The 17,256-nt window shown below is 59.9% G+C and carries 16 protein-coding genes; 13 read left to right on the top strand and 3 right to left on the bottom strand.

Going from position 1 to position 17,256, the window contains the following annotated elements; translation table 11 throughout:
- Positions 1 to 4: 4 nt before the first annotated feature.
- From AC07OP_RS17950 to AC07OP_RS17900, 11 genes are all read left to right on the top strand, one after another.
- Entirely contained in the window at positions 5 to 2,818 is a 2,814-nt protein-coding gene (locus AC07OP_RS17950) for an LPS-assembly protein LptD (RefSeq protein ID WP_495101960.1), read from the top strand.
- A complete protein-coding gene (locus AC07OP_RS17945) occupies positions 2,793 to 4,133 on the top strand; it encodes a peptidylprolyl isomerase (RefSeq protein WP_027605910.1) in 1,341 nt (446 codons plus the stop codon). Before AC07OP_RS17950 ends, AC07OP_RS17945 begins: the two co-directional genes overlap by 26 nt.
- Positions 4,130 to 5,119, top strand: coding sequence for a 4-hydroxythreonine-4-phosphate dehydrogenase PdxA (gene pdxA / locus AC07OP_RS17940; RefSeq protein ID WP_115485683.1), 990 nt, complete (start codon positions 4,130 to 4,132; stop codon positions 5,117 to 5,119). Before AC07OP_RS17945 ends, pdxA begins: the two co-directional genes overlap by 4 nt.
- Positions 5,116 to 5,928 carry a 16S rRNA (adenine(1518)-N(6)/adenine(1519)-N(6))-dimethyltransferase RsmA gene (rsmA, locus tag AC07OP_RS17935; RefSeq protein ID WP_065925389.1) on the top strand — a complete coding sequence of 271 codons (813 nt, stop codon included), beginning with the start codon at positions 5,116 to 5,118 and terminating at the stop codon, positions 5,926 to 5,928. The genes pdxA and rsmA overlap by 4 nt, the downstream gene beginning before the upstream one ends.
- A gap of 103 nt (positions 5,929 to 6,031) precedes the next feature.
- A complete protein-coding gene (gene apaG, locus AC07OP_RS17930) occupies positions 6,032 to 6,412 on the top strand; it encodes a Co2+/Mg2+ efflux facilitator ApaG/CorD (protein WP_027605913.1) in 381 nt (126 codons plus the stop codon).
- Positions 6,412 to 7,263 (top strand): symmetrical bis(5'-nucleosyl)-tetraphosphatase, encoded by an 852-nt coding sequence (locus tag AC07OP_RS17925; RefSeq protein WP_065938233.1) that lies wholly within the window; start codon positions 6,412 to 6,414, stop codon positions 7,261 to 7,263. The genes apaG and AC07OP_RS17925 overlap by 1 nt, the downstream gene beginning before the upstream one ends.
- Before the next feature lie 9 nt (positions 7,264 to 7,272).
- Positions 7,273 to 7,602 (top strand): thiosulfate sulfurtransferase GlpE, encoded by a 330-nt coding sequence (gene glpE, locus AC07OP_RS17920; RefSeq protein ID WP_098480834.1) that lies wholly within the window; start codon positions 7,273 to 7,275, stop codon positions 7,600 to 7,602.
- Between the two features lie 285 nt (positions 7,603 to 7,887).
- Positions 7,888 to 9,810: a PrkA family serine protein kinase gene (locus AC07OP_RS17915; protein WP_003194732.1), complete on the top strand. Its 1,923-nt coding sequence runs from the start codon at positions 7,888 to 7,890 to the stop codon at positions 9,808 to 9,810.
- 113 nt (positions 9,811 to 9,923) lie between these two features.
- Entirely contained in the window at positions 9,924 to 11,195 is a 1,272-nt protein-coding gene (locus AC07OP_RS17910) for a YeaH/YhbH family protein (protein WP_495101961.1), read from the top strand.
- Positions 11,192 to 12,757 carry a SpoVR family protein gene (locus AC07OP_RS17905; protein ID WP_027605917.1) on the top strand — a complete coding sequence of 522 codons (1,566 nt, stop codon included), beginning with the start codon at positions 11,192 to 11,194 and terminating at the stop codon, positions 12,755 to 12,757. The genes AC07OP_RS17910 and AC07OP_RS17905 overlap by 4 nt, the downstream gene beginning before the upstream one ends.
- A 63-nt stretch (positions 12,758 to 12,820) precedes the next feature.
- Positions 12,821 to 14,053 (top strand): multifunctional CCA addition/repair protein, encoded by a 1,233-nt coding sequence (locus AC07OP_RS17900; protein ID WP_495101962.1) that lies wholly within the window; start codon positions 12,821 to 12,823, stop codon positions 14,051 to 14,053.
- Here AC07OP_RS17900 and folK read toward each other — a convergent pair.
- Both folK and folB read right to left on the bottom strand, forming a co-directional pair.
- Positions 14,036 to 14,566, bottom strand: a complete 531-nt coding sequence (gene folK, locus AC07OP_RS17895) for a 2-amino-4-hydroxy-6-hydroxymethyldihydropteridine diphosphokinase (protein ID WP_141156148.1) — start codon at positions 14,564 to 14,566, stop codon at positions 14,036 to 14,038. The two genes, AC07OP_RS17900 and folK, sit on opposite strands and share 18 nt — an antisense overlap.
- Positions 14,557 to 14,910, bottom strand: coding sequence for a dihydroneopterin aldolase (gene folB, locus AC07OP_RS17890; RefSeq protein ID WP_046069798.1), 354 nt, complete (start codon positions 14,908 to 14,910; stop codon positions 14,557 to 14,559). The genes folK and folB overlap by 10 nt, the downstream gene beginning before the upstream one ends.
- A 72-nt stretch (positions 14,911 to 14,982) precedes the next feature.
- Between folB and plsY the strand changes: the two genes are divergently transcribed.
- A complete protein-coding gene (plsY, locus tag AC07OP_RS17885) occupies positions 14,983 to 15,552 on the top strand; it encodes a glycerol-3-phosphate 1-O-acyltransferase PlsY (protein ID WP_053131126.1) in 570 nt (189 codons plus the stop codon).
- A gap of 33 nt (positions 15,553 to 15,585) precedes the next feature.
- Here the strand turns inward: plsY and tsaD are convergent, their stop codons facing one another.
- Complete coding sequence (gene tsaD, locus AC07OP_RS17880) at positions 15,586 to 16,611, bottom strand: tRNA (adenosine(37)-N6)-threonylcarbamoyltransferase complex transferase subunit TsaD (RefSeq protein WP_495101963.1); 1,026 nt, start codon at positions 16,609 to 16,611, stop codon at positions 15,586 to 15,588.
- A gap of 203 nt (positions 16,612 to 16,814) precedes the next feature.
- On the opposite strand from tsaD, the gene rpsU reads away from it, so the two are divergent.
- The gene (gene rpsU / locus AC07OP_RS17875) at positions 16,815 to 17,030 is read left to right on the top strand and encodes a 30S ribosomal protein S21 (RefSeq protein ID WP_002551877.1); all 216 of its coding nucleotides are present in this window, start codon (positions 16,815 to 16,817) and stop codon (positions 17,028 to 17,030) included.
- Positions 17,031 to 17,256: the final 226 nt, after the last annotated feature.

Raw genomic sequence — 17,256 nt, 5'->3', positions numbered from 1 at the left:
TAAGATGGCATTGAAATCCCCCGCGTTTCGTAGAAAATTTCCGTTGCTGGTAACCGGCAGTCTGCTGGTCATGCAACCCTTCGCCACCTCATTCGTGGTCGCCGCGGAACAGTATGACTGCTCAGTCTCTGCTTCGGGTGCCTGGGACTGCGCGCCGAAAACCGCCGCCGCCCCCTTGCCACCGCGCCCGGTGCATGACGGCGCAGCCGTCAGCTCGGCCAACAGCACGGCGCAGGCCGACGCTGGCGGCAGTGCCGAGGCCGAGCCGAAGACCGCACTGGTCACCGAGTCCAAGGGCCGTGGCCTGCGTTCGCGCAGCGCCGACTACAGCCACTTGGACTGGGTGCCTCGTGAAAAGTTGACCGCAGCCCAGCTGGCGGAAACCGGTCCTTACTGCGGCGGTGCGTACATCGAGCCAACGCGTCCTGGCATGAACGACAAGACGAACAAGAGCGATGCGCCCACCTTCATCGGTGCCAAGGCCTCTCGTTACGAGCAGGAACAACAAGTCGCAACCCTGGCCGGTGACGTCGTCATGCGCCAGGGCAGCATGCAGCTGGAGTCGGAAGAAGCCAGCCTGTACCAGGCCGAGAACCGTGGTGAGCTGAACGGTAACGTGCGACTGCGCGACAACGGTGCATTGATCGTCGGCGACCATGCCGAGGTTCAACTGGACACCGGCGCGGCGCAGATCGACAACGCCGAATACGTGCTGCACAAGTCGCGTATCCGCGGTAACGCGCTGTACGCCAAGCGCGCCGAAAACGCGATCATCCGCCTCAAGGACGGTACCTACACCACCTGCGAGCCGGACAGCAATGCCTGGCAGCTCAGGGGCAACAACATCACGTTGAACCCGGCCACCGGTTTCGGTACGGCCACCAACGCGACGCTGCGGATCAAGAACATTCCGATCCTGTACACCCCTTACATCTACTTCCCGATCGACGACCGTCGTCAGTCCGGCTTCCTGCCGCCAAGCTTCAGCACCGGCAGCGAAACCGGCTTTACCTTGGTCACGCCGTACTATTTCAACCTGGCGCCGAACTACGACGCCACGTTGTACCCGCAATACATGACCAAGCGCGGCATGATGATGGAAGGCGAGTTCCGCTACCTCACCAAGTCCAGCGAAGGCCAGTTCGGCGGCGCGTACCTGAACGACGACAACGACGAACGCAAGAAGCAGACCGACTACGAAAAAACCCGCTACATGCTCAATTGGCAGCACAAGGGCGGGCTGGATTCGCGCGTACTGACCCAGGTCGACTACACCAAGATCAGCGACCCCTACTACTTCCAGGACCTCAAGTCCTATCAGGAAGGTGTCGAGAGTCAGGACTTCGTCAACCAGCAGGGCTCCGTGGCCTACCGCGGCGACTCGTTCCAGGCGCGCTTGAATGTCCAGGCTTATCAGTTGGCGACGATTTCCCAGGTCACACCGTATGACCGCCTGCCGCAGATCACCTTCAACGGCCAGCTGCCGTACCATCCGGGTGGGCTGAACTTCAGCTACGAGACCGAAGCAGTTCGGTTTGAGCGCAATCTGCAAAACGGCGACTTCATCAATGAAAACGGTGGCTCCGAGCGTCGCTTGGACACTTACGTCACTGGCCTGACCCGTGCAAACGGCACTCGCCTGAATGTTGCACCGGCCGTCGACTACCCGATGAACTGGACCTACGGTTTCATCACGCCGAAGCTCAAGTACGTGTACACCAAGTACGATCTTGATCTGGATAGCACTGGCAAAAATGACATTATCGCCGCCCAAGCTGCTGCGGCGAAGAACGGCACCCAGTACGCCGGCGGCACCTTCAAGAGCTCCCAGGACCGTGCGGTTCCGGTGGCCAGCGTCGACAGCGGCCTGTACTTCGATCGCAACACCAACTGGTTCGGCAAGGATTATCGCCAGACCCTCGAGCCGCGTGCGTTCTACCTGTACGTGCCGAACAAGGACCAGGCCGATATCCCGGTCTTCGACACCAGCGAGTACTCGTTCAGCTACGCGTCCCTGTTCCGCGACAACCGCTTCAGCGGCTCCGACCGTATCGGCGACGAGAACAAGCTGTCCCTGGGCTTGACCAGCCGGTGGATCGAAGAAAACGGTTTCGAGCGTCAACGCGTATCCGTGGGACAGGCTGTGTACTTCAAGGATCGTGAAGTACAACTGCCTGGCATCCTGGCGGCCGACCGTGCCGATGCACAGTCCGACGTATCGCCCGTTGCCCTGGACTACGAGTTCCGCTTCAACCGCGACTGGCGCGCCACGGCCGACTACAACTGGGACACCGAGGAGCACAGCCCTCGTTCCGGTAGCGCGATGCTTCACTACCAGCCGGAAGACAACCCGAACAAGATCATCAACGTCGGTTATCGCTATCGTAACGACCAGGTCGTCTACAACCAGTTGACCGGCAAATGGCAGTTCGGTGGCGACTACGGTCAACCAGGCGATCCGAACTACGTGAAGGATTACTACAAAATCCAACAACACGATTTCTCGATGATGTGGCCGATCATTCCCCAGTGGAACCTGATCACCCGCTGGCAGTATGACTACGCTCGCAACCGTACCCTGGAAGCCTTCGGTGGTTTCGAGTACGACAACTGCTGCTGGAAACTGCGCGTCATCAACCGTTACTGGGTTTCCAACGACGAATACAGCCAGATCGCCCCGCTTAACGAAAAGGGTGACCACGGGCTCTTCCTGCAGATCGTCCTCAAAGGACTCGGCGGCCTGACCGGCGCCAAGGTAGAGAGCTTCCTCGACAAAGGCATTGAAGGTTATCGTGAACGTGAAGACCAAGCTTTCTGATTGTCTGCGCCCGCTAGTGCTGGGCGCGCTGTTCCTGGGCACCGTATCGGCTCACGCTGCGGTTCAGCAACTGGATAAAGTCGTGGCCATCGTCGATAACGACGTGATCATGCAGAGCCAACTGGACCAGCGCGTCAAGGAAGTGCAGCAAACCATCGCCAAGCGTGGCGGTGGCGTGCCACCTACCAGCGTGCTGGACCAGCAGGTACTGGAACGCCTGATCGTCGAAAACCTGCAACTGCAGATCGGCGAGCGTTCCGGCATCCGCATTTCGGACGAAGAACTGAACCAGGCGGTCGGTACCATCGCTCAGCGCAACAACATGAGCATTGATCAATTCCGCGCGGCCCTGGCCCACGACGGTCTGTCGTATGAAGACGCCCGTGACCAGATCCGCCGCGAAATGATCATCAGCCGTGTGCGCCAGCGTCGCGTTGCCGAGCGGGTCCAGGTATCCGAGCAGGAAGTGAAGAACTTCCTGGCCTCGGACCTGGGCAAGATGCAGCTTTCCGAAGAACTGCACCTGGCCAATATCCTGATTCCGACGCCGGACAGTGCCAACTCCGAGCAACTGAATGCGGCAGCGGCGAAAACCCAGGCTATCTATGATCGCCTGAAAGCCGGCGCTGACTTTGCCCAGATGGCCATTGCCCAGTCCGGCAGCGACAACGCCCTTGAAGGTGGTGATATGGGGTGGCGTAAAGCGGCTCAACTGCCACCTCCGTTCGACCGTGAACTGAGCGCCATGGAAGTGGGTGGCATCACCCAGCCAGCCCGCACCCCAGGCGGCTTCATTATCCTGAAGTTGCTGGAACGTCGCGGTGGCGAGACCTCGCTGAAAGACGAAGTGCATGTTCGTCATATCCTGGTCAAACCAAGCGAAATCCGCACCGAGGCCCAAACCAAGGAACTGGCCCAGAAGATCTATGACCGCATCGAAAGCGGTGAAGACTTCGCCACCCTGGCCAAGAGCTTCTCGGAAGACCCGGGTTCCGCCCTCAACGGCGGCGACCTGAACTGGATCGACCCGAAAGCCCTGGTGCCCGAGTTCCAGCAGGTAATGGCCGATACTCCGCAAGGCGTACTGTCCAAGCCGTTCAAGACTCAATATGGCTGGCATGTACTGGAAGTCCTTGGCCGTCGCGCCACCGACAACACCAGCCAGGCCCGCGAGCAGCAGGCGCTGAACGTACTGCGTAACCGCAAATACGACGAAGAGCTGCAAACCTGGCTGCGTCAGATCCGTGACGAAGCCTACGTGGAAAACAAGCTGCCAGGCGCCGAGCAAACAGGCACCGACCAGGCAGCTCCGTGAAACCCCAGCGTTTCGCCGTGACACCCGGCGAGCCGGCCGGCATTGGTCCAGACCTGTGCCTGCTGCTCGCCTCGCAACCCCAGCCGCACCCCCTGATTGCCATTACCAGCCGCGACCTGCTCCTTGAGCGGGCCGCGCAGTTGGGTGTGGTCGTCAGTCTGCTGGACGTGGCACCGGGCAACTGGCCCGACCTGCCGGCGCCCGCCGGCAGCTTGTATGTGTGGAACACCCCGCTGCAAGCCAGGGTCGTTGCCGGGCAACTCGACAAGGCCAACGCGGCGTTCGTCCTGGAAACCCTGACCCGCGCGGGGCAAGGCTGCATCGACGGCGACTTCGCCGGCATGATCACTGCACCGGTCCACAAGGGCGTGATCAACGAATCGGGGATTGCATTTTCCGGCCACACCGAGTTCCTGGCCGAGCTGACCAACACCGCTCAAGTCGTCATGATGCTGGCCACACGCGGCCTGCGGGTCGCCCTGGTGACCACGCACCTGCCATTGCGCGACATTGCCGACGCCATCACCGCCGAGCGTGTGGAGCGCGTTACACGCATCCTGCATGCCGACCTGCAACAAAAATTCGGCATCGCCCAACCGCGCATCCTGGTCTGTGGGCTCAACCCCCACGCCGGCGAAGGCGGCCACTTGGGCCATGAAGAAATAGACATCATTGAACCAACCCTGGAGCGTCTGCGCCAAGAAGGCATGGACCTGCGCGGCCCACTGCCAGCAGACACTCTGTTTACCCCAAAATATCTGGAGCACTGCGACGCAGTGCTGGCGATGTACCATGACCAGGGGCTGCCGGTGCTGAAATACAAAGGCTTCGGCGCCGCAGTCAACGTGACACTGGGCCTGCCGATCATCCGCACCTCCGTCGACCATGGCACCGCCCTGGACCTGGCGGGCAGCGGCAAGATCGATACCGGCAGCCTGCACGTGGCCCTGGAAACCGCCTATCAGATGGCCGAGACCCGTATATGACCGAGCATTACCAACACCGGGCGCGCAAGCGCTTCGGGCAAAACTTCCTGCACGACGCTGGCGTGATCGACCGTATCCTGCGCTCCATCCATGCCAAGCCAGAAGACCGCCTGCTGGAAATCGGCCCGGGCCAGGGCGCGTTGACCCAAGGCTTGCTCGCCAGTGGCGGCCAACTAGACGTGGTGGAACTGGACAAGGACCTGATCCCGATCCTCAACCAGCAGTTCGCCGGCAAGCCCAACTTCAACCTGCATCAGGGCGATGCACTGAAGTTCGACTTCAATACCCTCAACGCCGCGCCTAACAGCCTGCGTGTGGTGGGTAACCTGCCGTACAACATCTCCACTCCGCTGATTTTCCACCTGCTGAATAACGCCGGGATCATCCGCGACATGCACTTCATGCTGCAAAAAGAAGTGGTGGAACGCCTGGCTGCCGGCCCTGGTGGTGGTGATTGGGGCCGATTGTCGATCATGGTTCAGTACCACTGCCGCGTCGAACACCTGTTCAATGTCGGCCCAGGTGCGTTCAACCCACCACCGAAGGTCGACTCGGCCATCGTGCGACTGGTGCCTCACGCCGTGCTGCCACATCCGGCCAAGGATCACAAATTGCTGGAACGCGTGGTGCGTGAGGCGTTCAACCAGCGCCGCAAGACCCTGCGCAACACACTCAAGGCCCTGCTGAGCAACGCCGAGATCGAAGCAGCCGGCGTCGACGGCAGCCTGCGCCCCGAGCAACTGGACCTGGCCGCGTTCGTGCGCCTGGCCGACCAGCTTGCCATCCAGCCTGCGCCAGTCGCCGACTGAAACACCCAGGCATGGCCAGACACATGTCTGGCCTAGTGCCCACCTCTTGGCCTAGACTGATCCGCATCTGCTGTCCTCCGCTTTTGCTTTTAAGGCCTCTTGCATGTCCGATCCTCGCTACCAGATCGACGTCAGCGTCGTCACCCGCTTCCTCGCGGACCAATCGCAACCTGAACAGAACCGCTTCGCCTTTGCCTACACCATCACGGTGAAAAACAACGGCCAGGTGCCGGCCAAGCTGCTGTCACGCCACTGGGTGATCACCGACGGTGACGGTCAGGTCGAGGAAGTTCGCGGCGCAGGCGTTGTCGGCCAACAACCGTTGATCGACATTGGCGCCAGCCACACTTACAGCAGCGGCACGGTAATGACCTCCAAGGTCGGCACCATGCAAGGCTCGTATCAGATGAAAGCCACTGATGGCAAACTGTTCGACGCCATCATCAAGCCTTTCCGCCTCGCCGTACCAGGCGCCCTGCACTGATGGCAACGTACGCGGTCGGCGACCTGCAAGGCTGTCTGGAGCCCCTCAAGTGCCTGCTTGAACGGGTGGCCTTCGACCCGGCAAACGATCGCCTGTGGCTGGTCGGCGACCTGGTCAATCGCGGCCCCGAGTCCCTGGAAACGCTACGTTACCTGTATAGCCTGCGGGATTCCCTGGTATGCGTACTGGGCAACCATGACCTGCACCTGCTGGCCGCCGGCAATAACATCGAGCGCCTGAAAAAGGGCGATACCCTGCGCGAAATCCTCGAAGCGCCAGATCGCGCGCCACTGCTTGACTGGCTGCGCCGGCAAAAGATTATGCATTACGACGAAAGCCGCAATATGGCCTTGGTCCATGCCGGTATCCCACCGCAGTGGACGCTTAAAAAAGCCCTCAAGTGCGCCGCCGAAGTCGAAAACGCCCTGGCCGATGACAGCCTGTACACCGCCTACCTCGACGGCATGTATGGCAACGAGCCAGTGAAGTGGGACAACGACCTTACCGGCGTCGCCCGCCTGCGGGTGATTACCAACTATTTCACACGCATGCGCTTCTGCACCGCCGAGGGCAAGCTGGACCTCAAGAGCAAGGAAGGCGCCGACACGGCACTGCCCGGCTACAAACCATGGTTTGCCCACAAGGAACGCAAGACCCGCGACACCAGGATCATCTTTGGTCACTGGGCAGCCCTTGAAGGCAAGTGCGAGGAACCTGGCGTGTTTGCCCTCGACACCGGCTGCGTATGGGGCGGCGCCATGACCCTGATGAACATCGACACCGGCGAGCGTCACGGCTGCCAGTGCCCACCCACTCTTCCCGTTACCCTGCCGGCTGCAGCCAGGCCATAGGAGCCCGCCATGAGCGAATTCAAACGTATCCCTCCCGAACAAGCCCAGGCCCTGCGCGAGCAAGGTGCAGTGGTCGTCGATATCCGCGACCAGCCGACTTACGCCGCCGCCCATATCGCTGGCGCCCTGCATCTGGACAACGTCAACATCGCCGACTTCATTCGTGCCGCCGACCTTGATGCACCGCTGATCGTGGCCTGCTACCACGGCAATTCCAGCCAGAGCGCAGCCGCCTACCTGGTCAGCCAGGGCTTCTCCGACGTCTACAGCCTGGACGGCGGCTTTGAGCTGTGGCGTACGACGTATCCTGCAGAAATTGCCTCCGGCGATTCGCAATAATTTTTTTCACACCCCGCTACCCCGCGTGACGCTTGGGCTCGCGCCGTTTCTGACGAACGGCGTAGCCAAACTAATTGCGCATCGCGCCTTGCCCTCTCAGATTCCGAACTATCCTTAAGCGCAGGCCATCCGAATCAGGGGAGAGCCGGTACACCGGCGTACGGGTCATCGGTAGCGTTTCAGGGTGTTCTGGGGGGAAAACAGCCATTGGCGTTCGTCAATGACTGCCAGCATCGACTGATAGATCCGGCGTCGGCTCCACGTATCGAGCGAGGTGACGACGTCATGAGTATTTTCAGCCACTTCCAACAACGCTTCGCGTCCACACAGCAGGAAGAACTCACGCTGCAAGAGTATCTCGAGCTGTGCAAGCAGGACCGCAGCACCTACGCATCTGCCGCCGAACGCCTGTTGTTGGCGATCGGCGAGCCGGAGCTGGTGGAAACCGCTAATAATTCGCGCCTGTCGCGAATATTTTCCAACAAGGTGATCCGCCGCTATCCGGCCTTTGAAGACTTCCATGGGATGGAAGAATGCATCGACCAGATCGTCTCCTACTTCCGCCACGCCGCCCAAGGCCTGGAAGAGAAGAAACAGATCCTCTACCTGCTCGGCCCCGTTGGCGGTGGTAAATCGTCCCTGGCCGAAAAACTCAAGCAACTGATCGAGAAAGTGCCCTTCTACGCCATCAAGGGCTCACCGGTCTTCGAGTCGCCCCTAGGCCTGTTCAACGCCACGGAAGATGGCGCGATCCTCGAAGAAGACTTCGGCATCCCACGACGCTACCTCAACACCATCATGTCGCCCTGGGCCACCAAGCGCCTGGCCGAGTTTGGCGGCGATATCAGCCAGTTCCGCGTGGTGAAACTCTACCCGTCGATCCTCAACCAGATCGGCGTGGCCAAGACCGAACCTGGCGATGAGAACAACCAGGACATCTCGGCACTGGTGGGCAAGGTCGATATCCGCAAGCTGGAGGAATTTCCGCAGAACGACGCCGATGCGTACAGCTACTCGGGCGCACTGTGCCGGGCCAACCAGGGCCTGATGGAATTCGTGGAAATGTTCAAGGCGCCGATCAAGGTGCTGCACCCACTGCTCACCGCCACCCAGGAAGGCAACTACAACAGTACCGAAGGCCTGGGCGCGATTCCGTTCACCGGGATCCTGCTGGCCCACTCCAACGAATCGGAATGGCACACCTTTCGCAACAACAAGAACAATGAAGCCTTCATCGACCGGATCTACATCGTCAAGGTGCCGTACTGCCTGCGGGTCAGCGATGAAATCAAGATCTACGACAAGCTGCTGTTCAACAGCTCGCTGGCCAAGGCCCATTGCGCACCGGACACCCTGAAGATGCTCGCCCAGTTCACCGTGCTGTCGCGTCTCAAGGAGCCGGAAAACTCGAATATCTATTCGAAGATGCGCGTCTACGACGGCGAGAACCTCAAGGACACCGATCCCAAGGCCAAGTCGATCCAGGAATATCGCGACACAGCGGGCGTGGATGAAGGCATGAACGGCCTGTCGACGCGCTTTGCGTTCAAGATCCTGTCCAAGGTCTTCAACTTCGACCCCCATGAGATCGCCGCCAACCCGGTGCACCTGCTGTATGTGCTGGAGCAGCAGATCGAACAGGAACAATTCCAGGCCGAAACCCGCGAACGCTACCTGCGCTTCCTCAAGGAATACCTCGCGCCGCGCTACATCGAGTTTATCGGCAAGGAAATCCAGACCGCGTACCTGGAGTCCTACAGCGAGTACGGCCAGAACATCTTCGACCGCTACGTGCTCTATGCGGACTTCTGGATCCAGGACCAGGAATACCGCGACCCGGAAACCGGCGAAATCCTCAACCGCGTAGCCCTCAACGAAGAATTGGAGAAGATCGAAAAACCCGCCGGCATCAGCAATCCGAAGGATTTCCGCAACGAAATCGTCAACTTCGTACTGCGTGCCCGCGCCAACAACAACGGCAAGAACCCTACCTGGCTCAGCTACGAAAAGCTGCGGGTGGTCATCGAGAAGAAAATGTTCTCCAACACCGAGGATCTGCTGCCGGTCATCAGCTTCAATGCCAAGGCCAGCAAGGAGGACCAGCAAAAACACAACGACTTCGTCACACGAATGGTCGAGCGCGGCTACACCGACAAACAGGTACGACTGCTCTCCGAGTGGTACCTGCGGGTACGCAAATCGCAGTAAGGCAGCGATGGGCGTCCACTGCCAGGTCACGGGCCTGGCAGTTGACCGCTTGTCTCTAAGCTTCCAGCTCGCCGCTTGAAGCTTGTAACGTGAAGCTGCCCGGAGGGCTCCTCATGAGCTATGTGATCGACCGACGCCTTAATGGCAAGAACAAGAGCACGGTAAACCGCCAGCGTTTCCTGCGGCGTTACCGTGACCACATCAAAAAGGCCGTTGAAGAGGCCGTCAGCCGCCGTTCCATTACAGACATGGAGCATGGCGAACAAATCAGCATTCCCGGACGCGACATCGACGAACCGGTGCTGCACCACGGCCGGGGCGGCAAGCAGACTGTCGTGCACCCCGGCAATAAAGAGTTCACCACCGGCGAGCATATCCAGCGCCCGCAGGGCGGTGGCGGCGGTAAAGGCCCGGGCAAGGCCGGCAACTCCGGGGAAGGCATGGACGAGTTCGTGTTCCAGATCACCCAGGAAGAATTCCTCGAGTTCATGTTCGAGGACCTGGAACTGCCCAATCTGGTGAAGCGTAACCTGACCGGCACCGATACCTTCAAGACCGTACGCGCCGGGATCAGCAACGAAGGCAACCCCTCTCGAATCAACATCATCCGCACGTTGCGCTCAGCCCATGCGAGGCGTATCGCCCTCTCGGGCAGCAGTCGTGCCAAATTGAGGATCGCAAAGGAAGAGTTGGCGCGTTTAAAGCGCGAGGAACCGGACAACTTCGGCGATATCCAGGAAATCGAGGCGGAAATAGAGAAACTCAGCGCACGCATCCACCGCGTGCCGTTCCTCGATACCTTTGACCTCAAGTACAACCTGCTGGTCAAGCAGCCCAACCCCAGCTCGAAAGCCGTGATGTTCTGCCTGATGGACGTGTCAGGCTCAATGACCCAGGCGACCAAGGACATCGCCAAGCGTTTCTTTATCCTGCTGTACCTGTTTCTGAAGCGGAACTACGACAAGATCGACGTGGTGTTCATCCGCCATCACACCAGCGCACGGGAAGTGGATGAGGAGGAGTTCTTCTACTCGAGGGAAACCGGCGGCACCATCGTGTCCAGCGCCTTGAAGCTGATGCAGGAGATCATGGCCGAGCGCTACCCGGCCAACGAGTGGAATATCTACGCGGCCCAGGCCTCCGACGGCGACAACTGGAACGACGATTCGCCGATCTGCCGCGACATCCTGATCAACCACATCATGCCGTTTGTGCAGTACTACACTTACGTCGAAATCACCCCCCGTGAGCACCAGGCCCTGTGGTTCGAATACGAGCGCATCGGCGAAGCCTTTGCCGACACGTTCGCCCAGCAGCAACTGGTCTCGGCCGGCGATATCTATCCGGTCTTCCGTGAACTCTTCCAGCGCAGGTTAGTGACATGACCGCCAAAAAAGAGACTAAGCGCCAACCCATTTCCACCGGTTCCGAGTGGACCTTTGAACTGATCCAGGCCTATGACCGGGAAATCAGCCGCATCGCGGCGGGTTATGCCCTGGACACCTACCCCAACCAGATCGAAGTGATCACGGCCGAGCAGATGATGGACGCCTATGCTTCCGTCGGCATGCCCCTGGGTTACCACCACTGGTCTTACGGCAAGCATTTCCTCAGTACCGAAAAGTCGTACACCCGGGGCCAGATGGGTCTGGCCTACGAGATCGTGATCAACTCCGACCCGTGCATCGCCTACCTGATGGAAGAAAACACCATCTGCATGCAGGCGCTGGTGGTGGCCCATGCCTGCTATGGGCACAACAGCTTCTTCAAGGGCAACTACCTGTTCCGCACCTGGACCGACGCCAGCTCGATCATCGATTACCTGGTGTTCGCCAAGCAGTACATCATGCAGTGCGAGGAGCGCCACGGTATCGACGCCGTGGAAGACTTGCTCGACTCCTGCCACGCCCTGATGAACTATGGCGTCGACCGCTACAAGCGCCCGTACCCTATTTCTGCCGAGGAAGAGCGCCTGCGCCAGAAGGAGCGCGAAGAGCACCTGCAGAAGCAGATCAACGACCTGTGGCGCACCATTCCCAAACGCGCCGGCAAGAACAGCGACAAGGACAATGCGCGCTTCCCCGCCGAACCCCAGGAAAACATCCTGTATTTCCTGGAAAAGCACGCACCGCTGCTGGAGCCGTGGCAACGGGAAATCGTGCGTATCGTACGCAAGATCGCCCAGTACTTTTACCCACAGCGCCAGACCCAGGTGATGAACGAAGGTTGGGCGACGTTCTGGCACTACACGCTGATGAACGACCTGTACGACGAAGGCCTGGTCACCGACGGCTTCATGATGGAGTTCCTGACGTCCCACACCAGCGTGGTGTTCCAACCCGGCTTCGACAGCCCGTATTACAGCGGGATCAACCCTTACGCGCTGGGTTTTGCCATGTACCGCGATATTCGGCGCATGTGCGAACACCCCACCGATGAAGACCGCCGCTGGTTCCCGGAAATCGCCGGCAGTGACTGGCTGTCGACGATCAAGTTCGCCATGAGCAGCTTCAAGGATGAGAGCTTTATCCTGCAGTACCTCTCACCCCAGGTGATCCGCGACCTCAAACTGTTCAGCATCCTGGATGATGACCTCAAGGATGACCTGGTGGTGCCGGCCATCCACGATGAACCCGGCTACCGCACCATCCGTGAAACCCTGGCAGCGCAATACAACCTGGGCAACCGTGAGCCCAACGTGCAGATCTACAGCATCGATGTGCGCGGCGACCGCTCGCTGACCCTGCGCCACCAGCAGCACGACCGCAAACCCCTGGGCGAATCCACCGAAGAAGTGCTCAAGCACCTGCATCGCCTCTGGGGCTTCGACATCCACCTGGAAACCCTGCAAGGCGACCAAGTGATGAAGACCCACCATGTGCCACCGCGCAACGATCATAACGACAACGACTACGGCCGCCTGGACTTGGCCGTCGTTCATCTCTGAAACAGCAAAGCCTCCATTGGCCAGGCACAGGCGGTATCCTGTGCCGCTAATGGAGGCTTTTTCATGAAAATCTACAAAGTCGGCGGCGCCGTGCGTGACCGCCTGCTGGGCATCAAGGTCACCGATGTCGACCGCGTGGTCGTCGGCGCGAGCACCGAAGAAATGCTCGCCAAGGGTTTCAAGCCAGTGGGTTCGGACTTCCCGGTATTCCTGGACCCAAAAAACGGCGATGAGTACGCCCTCGCCCGCACCGAACGCAAGAGTGGTCGGGGTTACGGTGGCTTTGTGTTTCACGCCAGCCCCGAGGTGACGCTGGAAGAAGACCTGATCCGTCGCGACCTGACCATCAACGCCATGGCCGAAGACGACGACGGTAATCTGACTGATCCGTATCACGGCCAGCGCGACCTTGAGTCCCGCATACTTCGTCATGTTTCCCCCGCATTCGCCGAAGATCCCCTCCGAGTTCTTCGTGTCGCCCGCTTTGCCGCGCGCTATGCACACCTGGGTTTTACGGTAGCTCCGGAGACGCTGGAGCTGATGCGTCAACTCAGCGAGTCCGGCGAATTGGAAGCCCTGACCCCAGAGCGCAGCTGGAAAGAAATCTCCAGGGCGTTGATGGAAGATCAGCCTCAGGTGTTTATCCAGGTACTTCGGGACTGTAATGCGCTGAAGATCTTGATGCCGGAAGTGGATGCACTCTTTGGCGTGCCACAACCCGAAGCCCATCACCCCGAGATAGATACTGGCGTGCACACCTTGAGCGTGCTGGAACAAGCTGCCATGCACAAACAGCCCCTGACCGTACGCTGGGCCTGCCTGCTGCATGACCTGGGCAAGGGCCTGACGCCTGTGGATAAGTTACCGCAGCACATTGCTCATGAGCATCGAGGCTTGAAGCTGATCAAGGCCGTCAATGAGCGCTTCAAAGTGCCAAGGGATTGCCAGGAATTGGCGCTGTTGGTGGGCCAGTATCACACCCACGGTCATCGCGCGCTGGAGCTGAAAGCCTCGACGCTGCTGGAGCTGCTGCAAAGTTTTGACGTATACCGCAGGCCACAGCGCTTTGAGGAGTTTGTGGTCGCCTGCGAAATGGATGCCCGGGGCCGCAAGGGATTGGAGCATAGAAGTTATCCACAGGCGGATTACTTACGCGGTGCGGCGAAAGCAGCGCGCGAGGTTGCCGTGGCGCCACTGCTTGAGCAGGGATTCAAGGGGCCGGAGTTGGGCGAGGCGCTCAAGCGTGAACGACTCAGGGCACTCAAAGCCTACAAGGAACTACACAAACCCTCTTAGGAGCGAGTCCGGGGTGAGTTGCTGGCCCTGCCATTCAAATCCGACAGGCGCCAGCACCTGATCAATCTGAGCATCACGCCACAACGCAGCCATCGTCTTTCCCGCTTCAGGGTGCACCCGGTCCGGCGCCATCATCGACAGCGGCCAGAGCACAAAGGCATTTTTCAGGATCTCCGCCCGCGGCAGGATCAAGCCATCGAAGTCACCCACCAACTCGCCATACAGCAGCACGTCGATATCCAGCGGCAGGCCTTTGCGATCCGGCGCATAGCGGCCATTTTCGGCCTCGATGGATTTCAGCCGGCGATCCAACTCCACCAACGACAGGTCGGTATAGGCCGACACCACCAGATTGAAGAACGGCCCGCTTTTGATGCCCACCGGCTGGCTCTCGAACACCGCCGAGCAACGCATATCCGTCAGGAAACTCGCCAACGCGTCGAGCCCGGCGCACAGATGGGGTTCGCGCTCGATATTACTACCGAGGCCAAGGTAAACCTGAGTCAGCGACATCCGCGCTCAATCTCCACGCCTACACCCTTGGCAGCCGGCACTGCGCCGGGCTTGGTCAGCTTGAGGTGCAGCCAGGGAATCTGGAACTCGCTCATCAGCACTTCGGCCAGGCGTTCGGCAAAGGTCTCGACCAGCTGGTACTGGGACTGCTCGGCAAAGGCCTGGATCCGCGCGGACACGCTGGCGTAATCCAGCGCCAGGGCCAGGTCGTCGCCAGCCGCAGCCGGGCGGTTATCCCAAGCGAAACTCAGGTCCAGGCGCAGGCATTGGCGGATTCCGCGCTCCCAGTCGTAGGCCCCGATCACGGTGTCGACTTCCAGGCCTTCGATAAACACTCTGTCCAAGCTCTTCTCCGCAGCACGACAAGGGCGCGATGCCCCGTTAGAATCAGGGCGTCCTCGCCCGGAATAGTTAGCATGTTTTGGTCACTGGCGATTCTCGCCTACCTGCTCGGCTCGCTGTCCTTCGCCATTTTGCTCAGCCGCCTGACGGGAAATCCCGACCCGCGAATGAGTGGTTCAGGCAATGCCGGCGCCACCAATATGTTGCGCCTGGCCGGCAAGAAGCTCGCCGTACTGACGCTGCTGGGCGACGTATGCAAGGGCCTGTTGCCCGTACTGATCGCCAACCTCGCCGGCCTGACCCTGCAGCAGCAGGCCTGGGTGGGCGTGTGCGCCGTCCTCGGCCATCTGTTTCCCCTGTACTTCCGTTTTCGCGGCGGTAAAGGTGTCGCCACGGCAGCCGGCATGCTGCTGGGGATCTACCCGCCGGCGGCGTTGCTGGCCGTGCTCGCCTGGTTACTGACGTTCTACCTGACCCGTACCAGCTCGCTGGCGGCGCTGATCGCCACACCGCTTACCCTGCCGTTGCTGGCCTGGCAGGAACCGGCGGCGCTGCTGCCGATGAGCGTGCTGACACTGCTGATTGTCTGGCGACACCGGGGCAATTTACGCGACCTGTTTGCCGGGCGCGAACGGCATTTTTAAATACCGTCAATGAGCCCGATTCACGTTGCACACTTACAAGGGCGGCAGTTGCTCCATCGGCCAGCGCGCCTGCACGCTGATCGCCAGGCTTTCGTGCTGCCCCGCCTGCAGACGCTGACAACCGGCATAGGCGATCATCGCGCCGTTGTCGGTGCAGAACTCAGGACGGGCGTAGAACACATCCCCCTTCATATCACCGAGCATCTTTTCCAATGAGCTGCGCAACGCCTTGTTGGCGCTGACGCCACCGGCGATCACCAGGCGCTTCATGCCCGCCTGTTTCAGGGCGCGCTTGCACTTGATGGTCAAAGTCTCCACCACGGCCTGCTGGAACGCCAGCGCGATGTCGCAACGGGCTTGCTCACTGTCGTCCCCGGCGCTGACACTCTGCTGCCAGGTATTCAACGCGGAGGTTTTCAAGCCGCTGAAGCTGAACATCAGGCCAGGGCGATCGCACATCGGGCGCGGGAAGGTGTAGCGGCCGGCAACGCCTTTTTCGGCCAGGCGGGCGATTTCCGGCCCACCCGGGTAATTGAGGCCCATCATCTTCGCGGTCTTGTCGAAAGCTTCGCCGGCAGCGTCGTCCAAGGACTCGCCCAACAGCATGTATTGACCGATTCCGTCGACCTGGACCAGCTGCGTATGCCCGCCCGAAACCAACAAAGCGACGAACGGGAACTGCGGCGGGTTTTCTTCCAGCATCGGCGCCAGTAAATGGCCTTCCATATGATGCACGCCGAGGGCCGGAATGCCCCAGGCAAAAGCCAGCGCCTGGGCGCAAGAGGCGCCAACCAGAAGGGCTCCGACCAATCCGGGGCCCGCCGTATAGGCAATCGCATCGATCTCGGTCGGCACGCAACCGGCCTCGTCCAACACCTGGCGAATCAACGGCAGCATACGTTTGACGTGATCACGACTGGCCAGCTCCGGCACAACGCCGCCATAGGCCCGATGCAAGTCGATCTGACTGAACAGTGCATCGGCCAAAAGCCCGCGTTCACTGTCGTAAAGTGCGACACCGGTTTCGTCGCAGGAGGTTTCAAGTCCCAGTACTAGCATGGGTTTGCGCCTTGTAGAGGCTGAATTCGAAGGCGCGCATAATAGTCGCCACTCCCCCTCCCGACTAGCGGTTTTCGATCAGAGGCTTTGCATTCCTGCCAATGAGGGGTTAACATCCGCAACCCTTAAAAACCGACGACCTCAGCCGCGAATTTTTTGCGACGAGAACGTTGATTCCCGGTAATGAAAGAAGGTAGCTCTGGATGCCAGCCGTCAAAGTAAAAGAGAACGAACCCTTCGACGTAGCTCTGCGTCGTTTCAAGCGCTCCTGCGAAAAAGCCGGTGTTCTGGCTGAAGTTCGTAGCCGCGAATTTTATGAGAAGCCAACTTCTGAGCGTAAGCGTAAAGCAGCAGCCGCTGTTAAGCGTCACGCCAAGAAAGTTCAGCGCGAACAGCGCCGCGCCGTTCGTCTGTACTAATACACAGACGTTCGTAGCAAGCTTCTGCCAAGCCCGGCCCTCAGCCGGGCTGTTGGCATTTGCGGATATCGCTTGATGCTTCATCGTTGACGCCGCACACGCGACTGATACACCTGCTTCAAACGTCAGGACTGGCTCTTTTGCCAGCGGTGCACGTCTCTTCTGACGAGCCTAACAAGGCTACTGACGAGCACACTCATTTTGTAAGCAGGCGATCAACTGTATC

The sequence above is a fragment of the Pseudomonas sp. GW821-FHT09D08 genome (genome assembly GCF_059416305.1).
This window is presented reverse-complemented; position numbering and strand designations above follow the sequence as displayed.

Bases quoted from the DNA above. Each gene is read 5' to 3' on its own strand.
- AC07OP_RS17950 (WP_495101960.1), top strand. From the start codon at position 5: ATGGCATTGAAATCCCCCGCGTTTCGTAGAAAATTTCCGTTGCTGGTA.
- folK (WP_141156148.1), bottom strand. From the start codon at position 14,566: ATGTCGCTGACTCAGGTTTACCTTGGCCTCGGTAGTAATATCGAGCGC.
- tsaD (WP_495101963.1), bottom strand. From the start codon at position 16,611: ATGCTAGTACTGGGACTTGAAACCTCCTGCGACGAAACCGGTGTCGCA.
- glpE (WP_098480834.1), top strand. From the start codon at position 7,273: ATGAGCGAATTCAAACGTATCCCTCCCGAACAAGCCCAGGCCCTGCGC.
- AC07OP_RS17925 (WP_065938233.1), top strand. From the start codon at position 6,412: ATGGCAACGTACGCGGTCGGCGACCTGCAAGGCTGTCTGGAGCCCCTC.
- plsY (WP_053131126.1), top strand. From the start codon at position 14,983: ATGTTTTGGTCACTGGCGATTCTCGCCTACCTGCTCGGCTCGCTGTCC.
- rsmA (WP_065925389.1), top strand. From the start codon at position 5,116: ATGACCGAGCATTACCAACACCGGGCGCGCAAGCGCTTCGGGCAAAAC.
- rpsU (WP_002551877.1), top strand. From the start codon at position 16,815: ATGCCAGCCGTCAAAGTAAAAGAGAACGAACCCTTCGACGTAGCTCTG.
- AC07OP_RS17905 (WP_027605917.1), top strand. From the start codon at position 11,192: ATGACCGCCAAAAAAGAGACTAAGCGCCAACCCATTTCCACCGGTTCC.
- apaG (WP_027605913.1), top strand. From the start codon at position 6,032: ATGTCCGATCCTCGCTACCAGATCGACGTCAGCGTCGTCACCCGCTTC.
- AC07OP_RS17915 (WP_003194732.1), top strand. From the start codon at position 7,888: ATGAGTATTTTCAGCCACTTCCAACAACGCTTCGCGTCCACACAGCAG.
- AC07OP_RS17910 (WP_495101961.1), top strand. From the start codon at position 9,924: ATGAGCTATGTGATCGACCGACGCCTTAATGGCAAGAACAAGAGCACG.
- AC07OP_RS17900 (WP_495101962.1), top strand. From the start codon at position 12,821: ATGAAAATCTACAAAGTCGGCGGCGCCGTGCGTGACCGCCTGCTGGGC.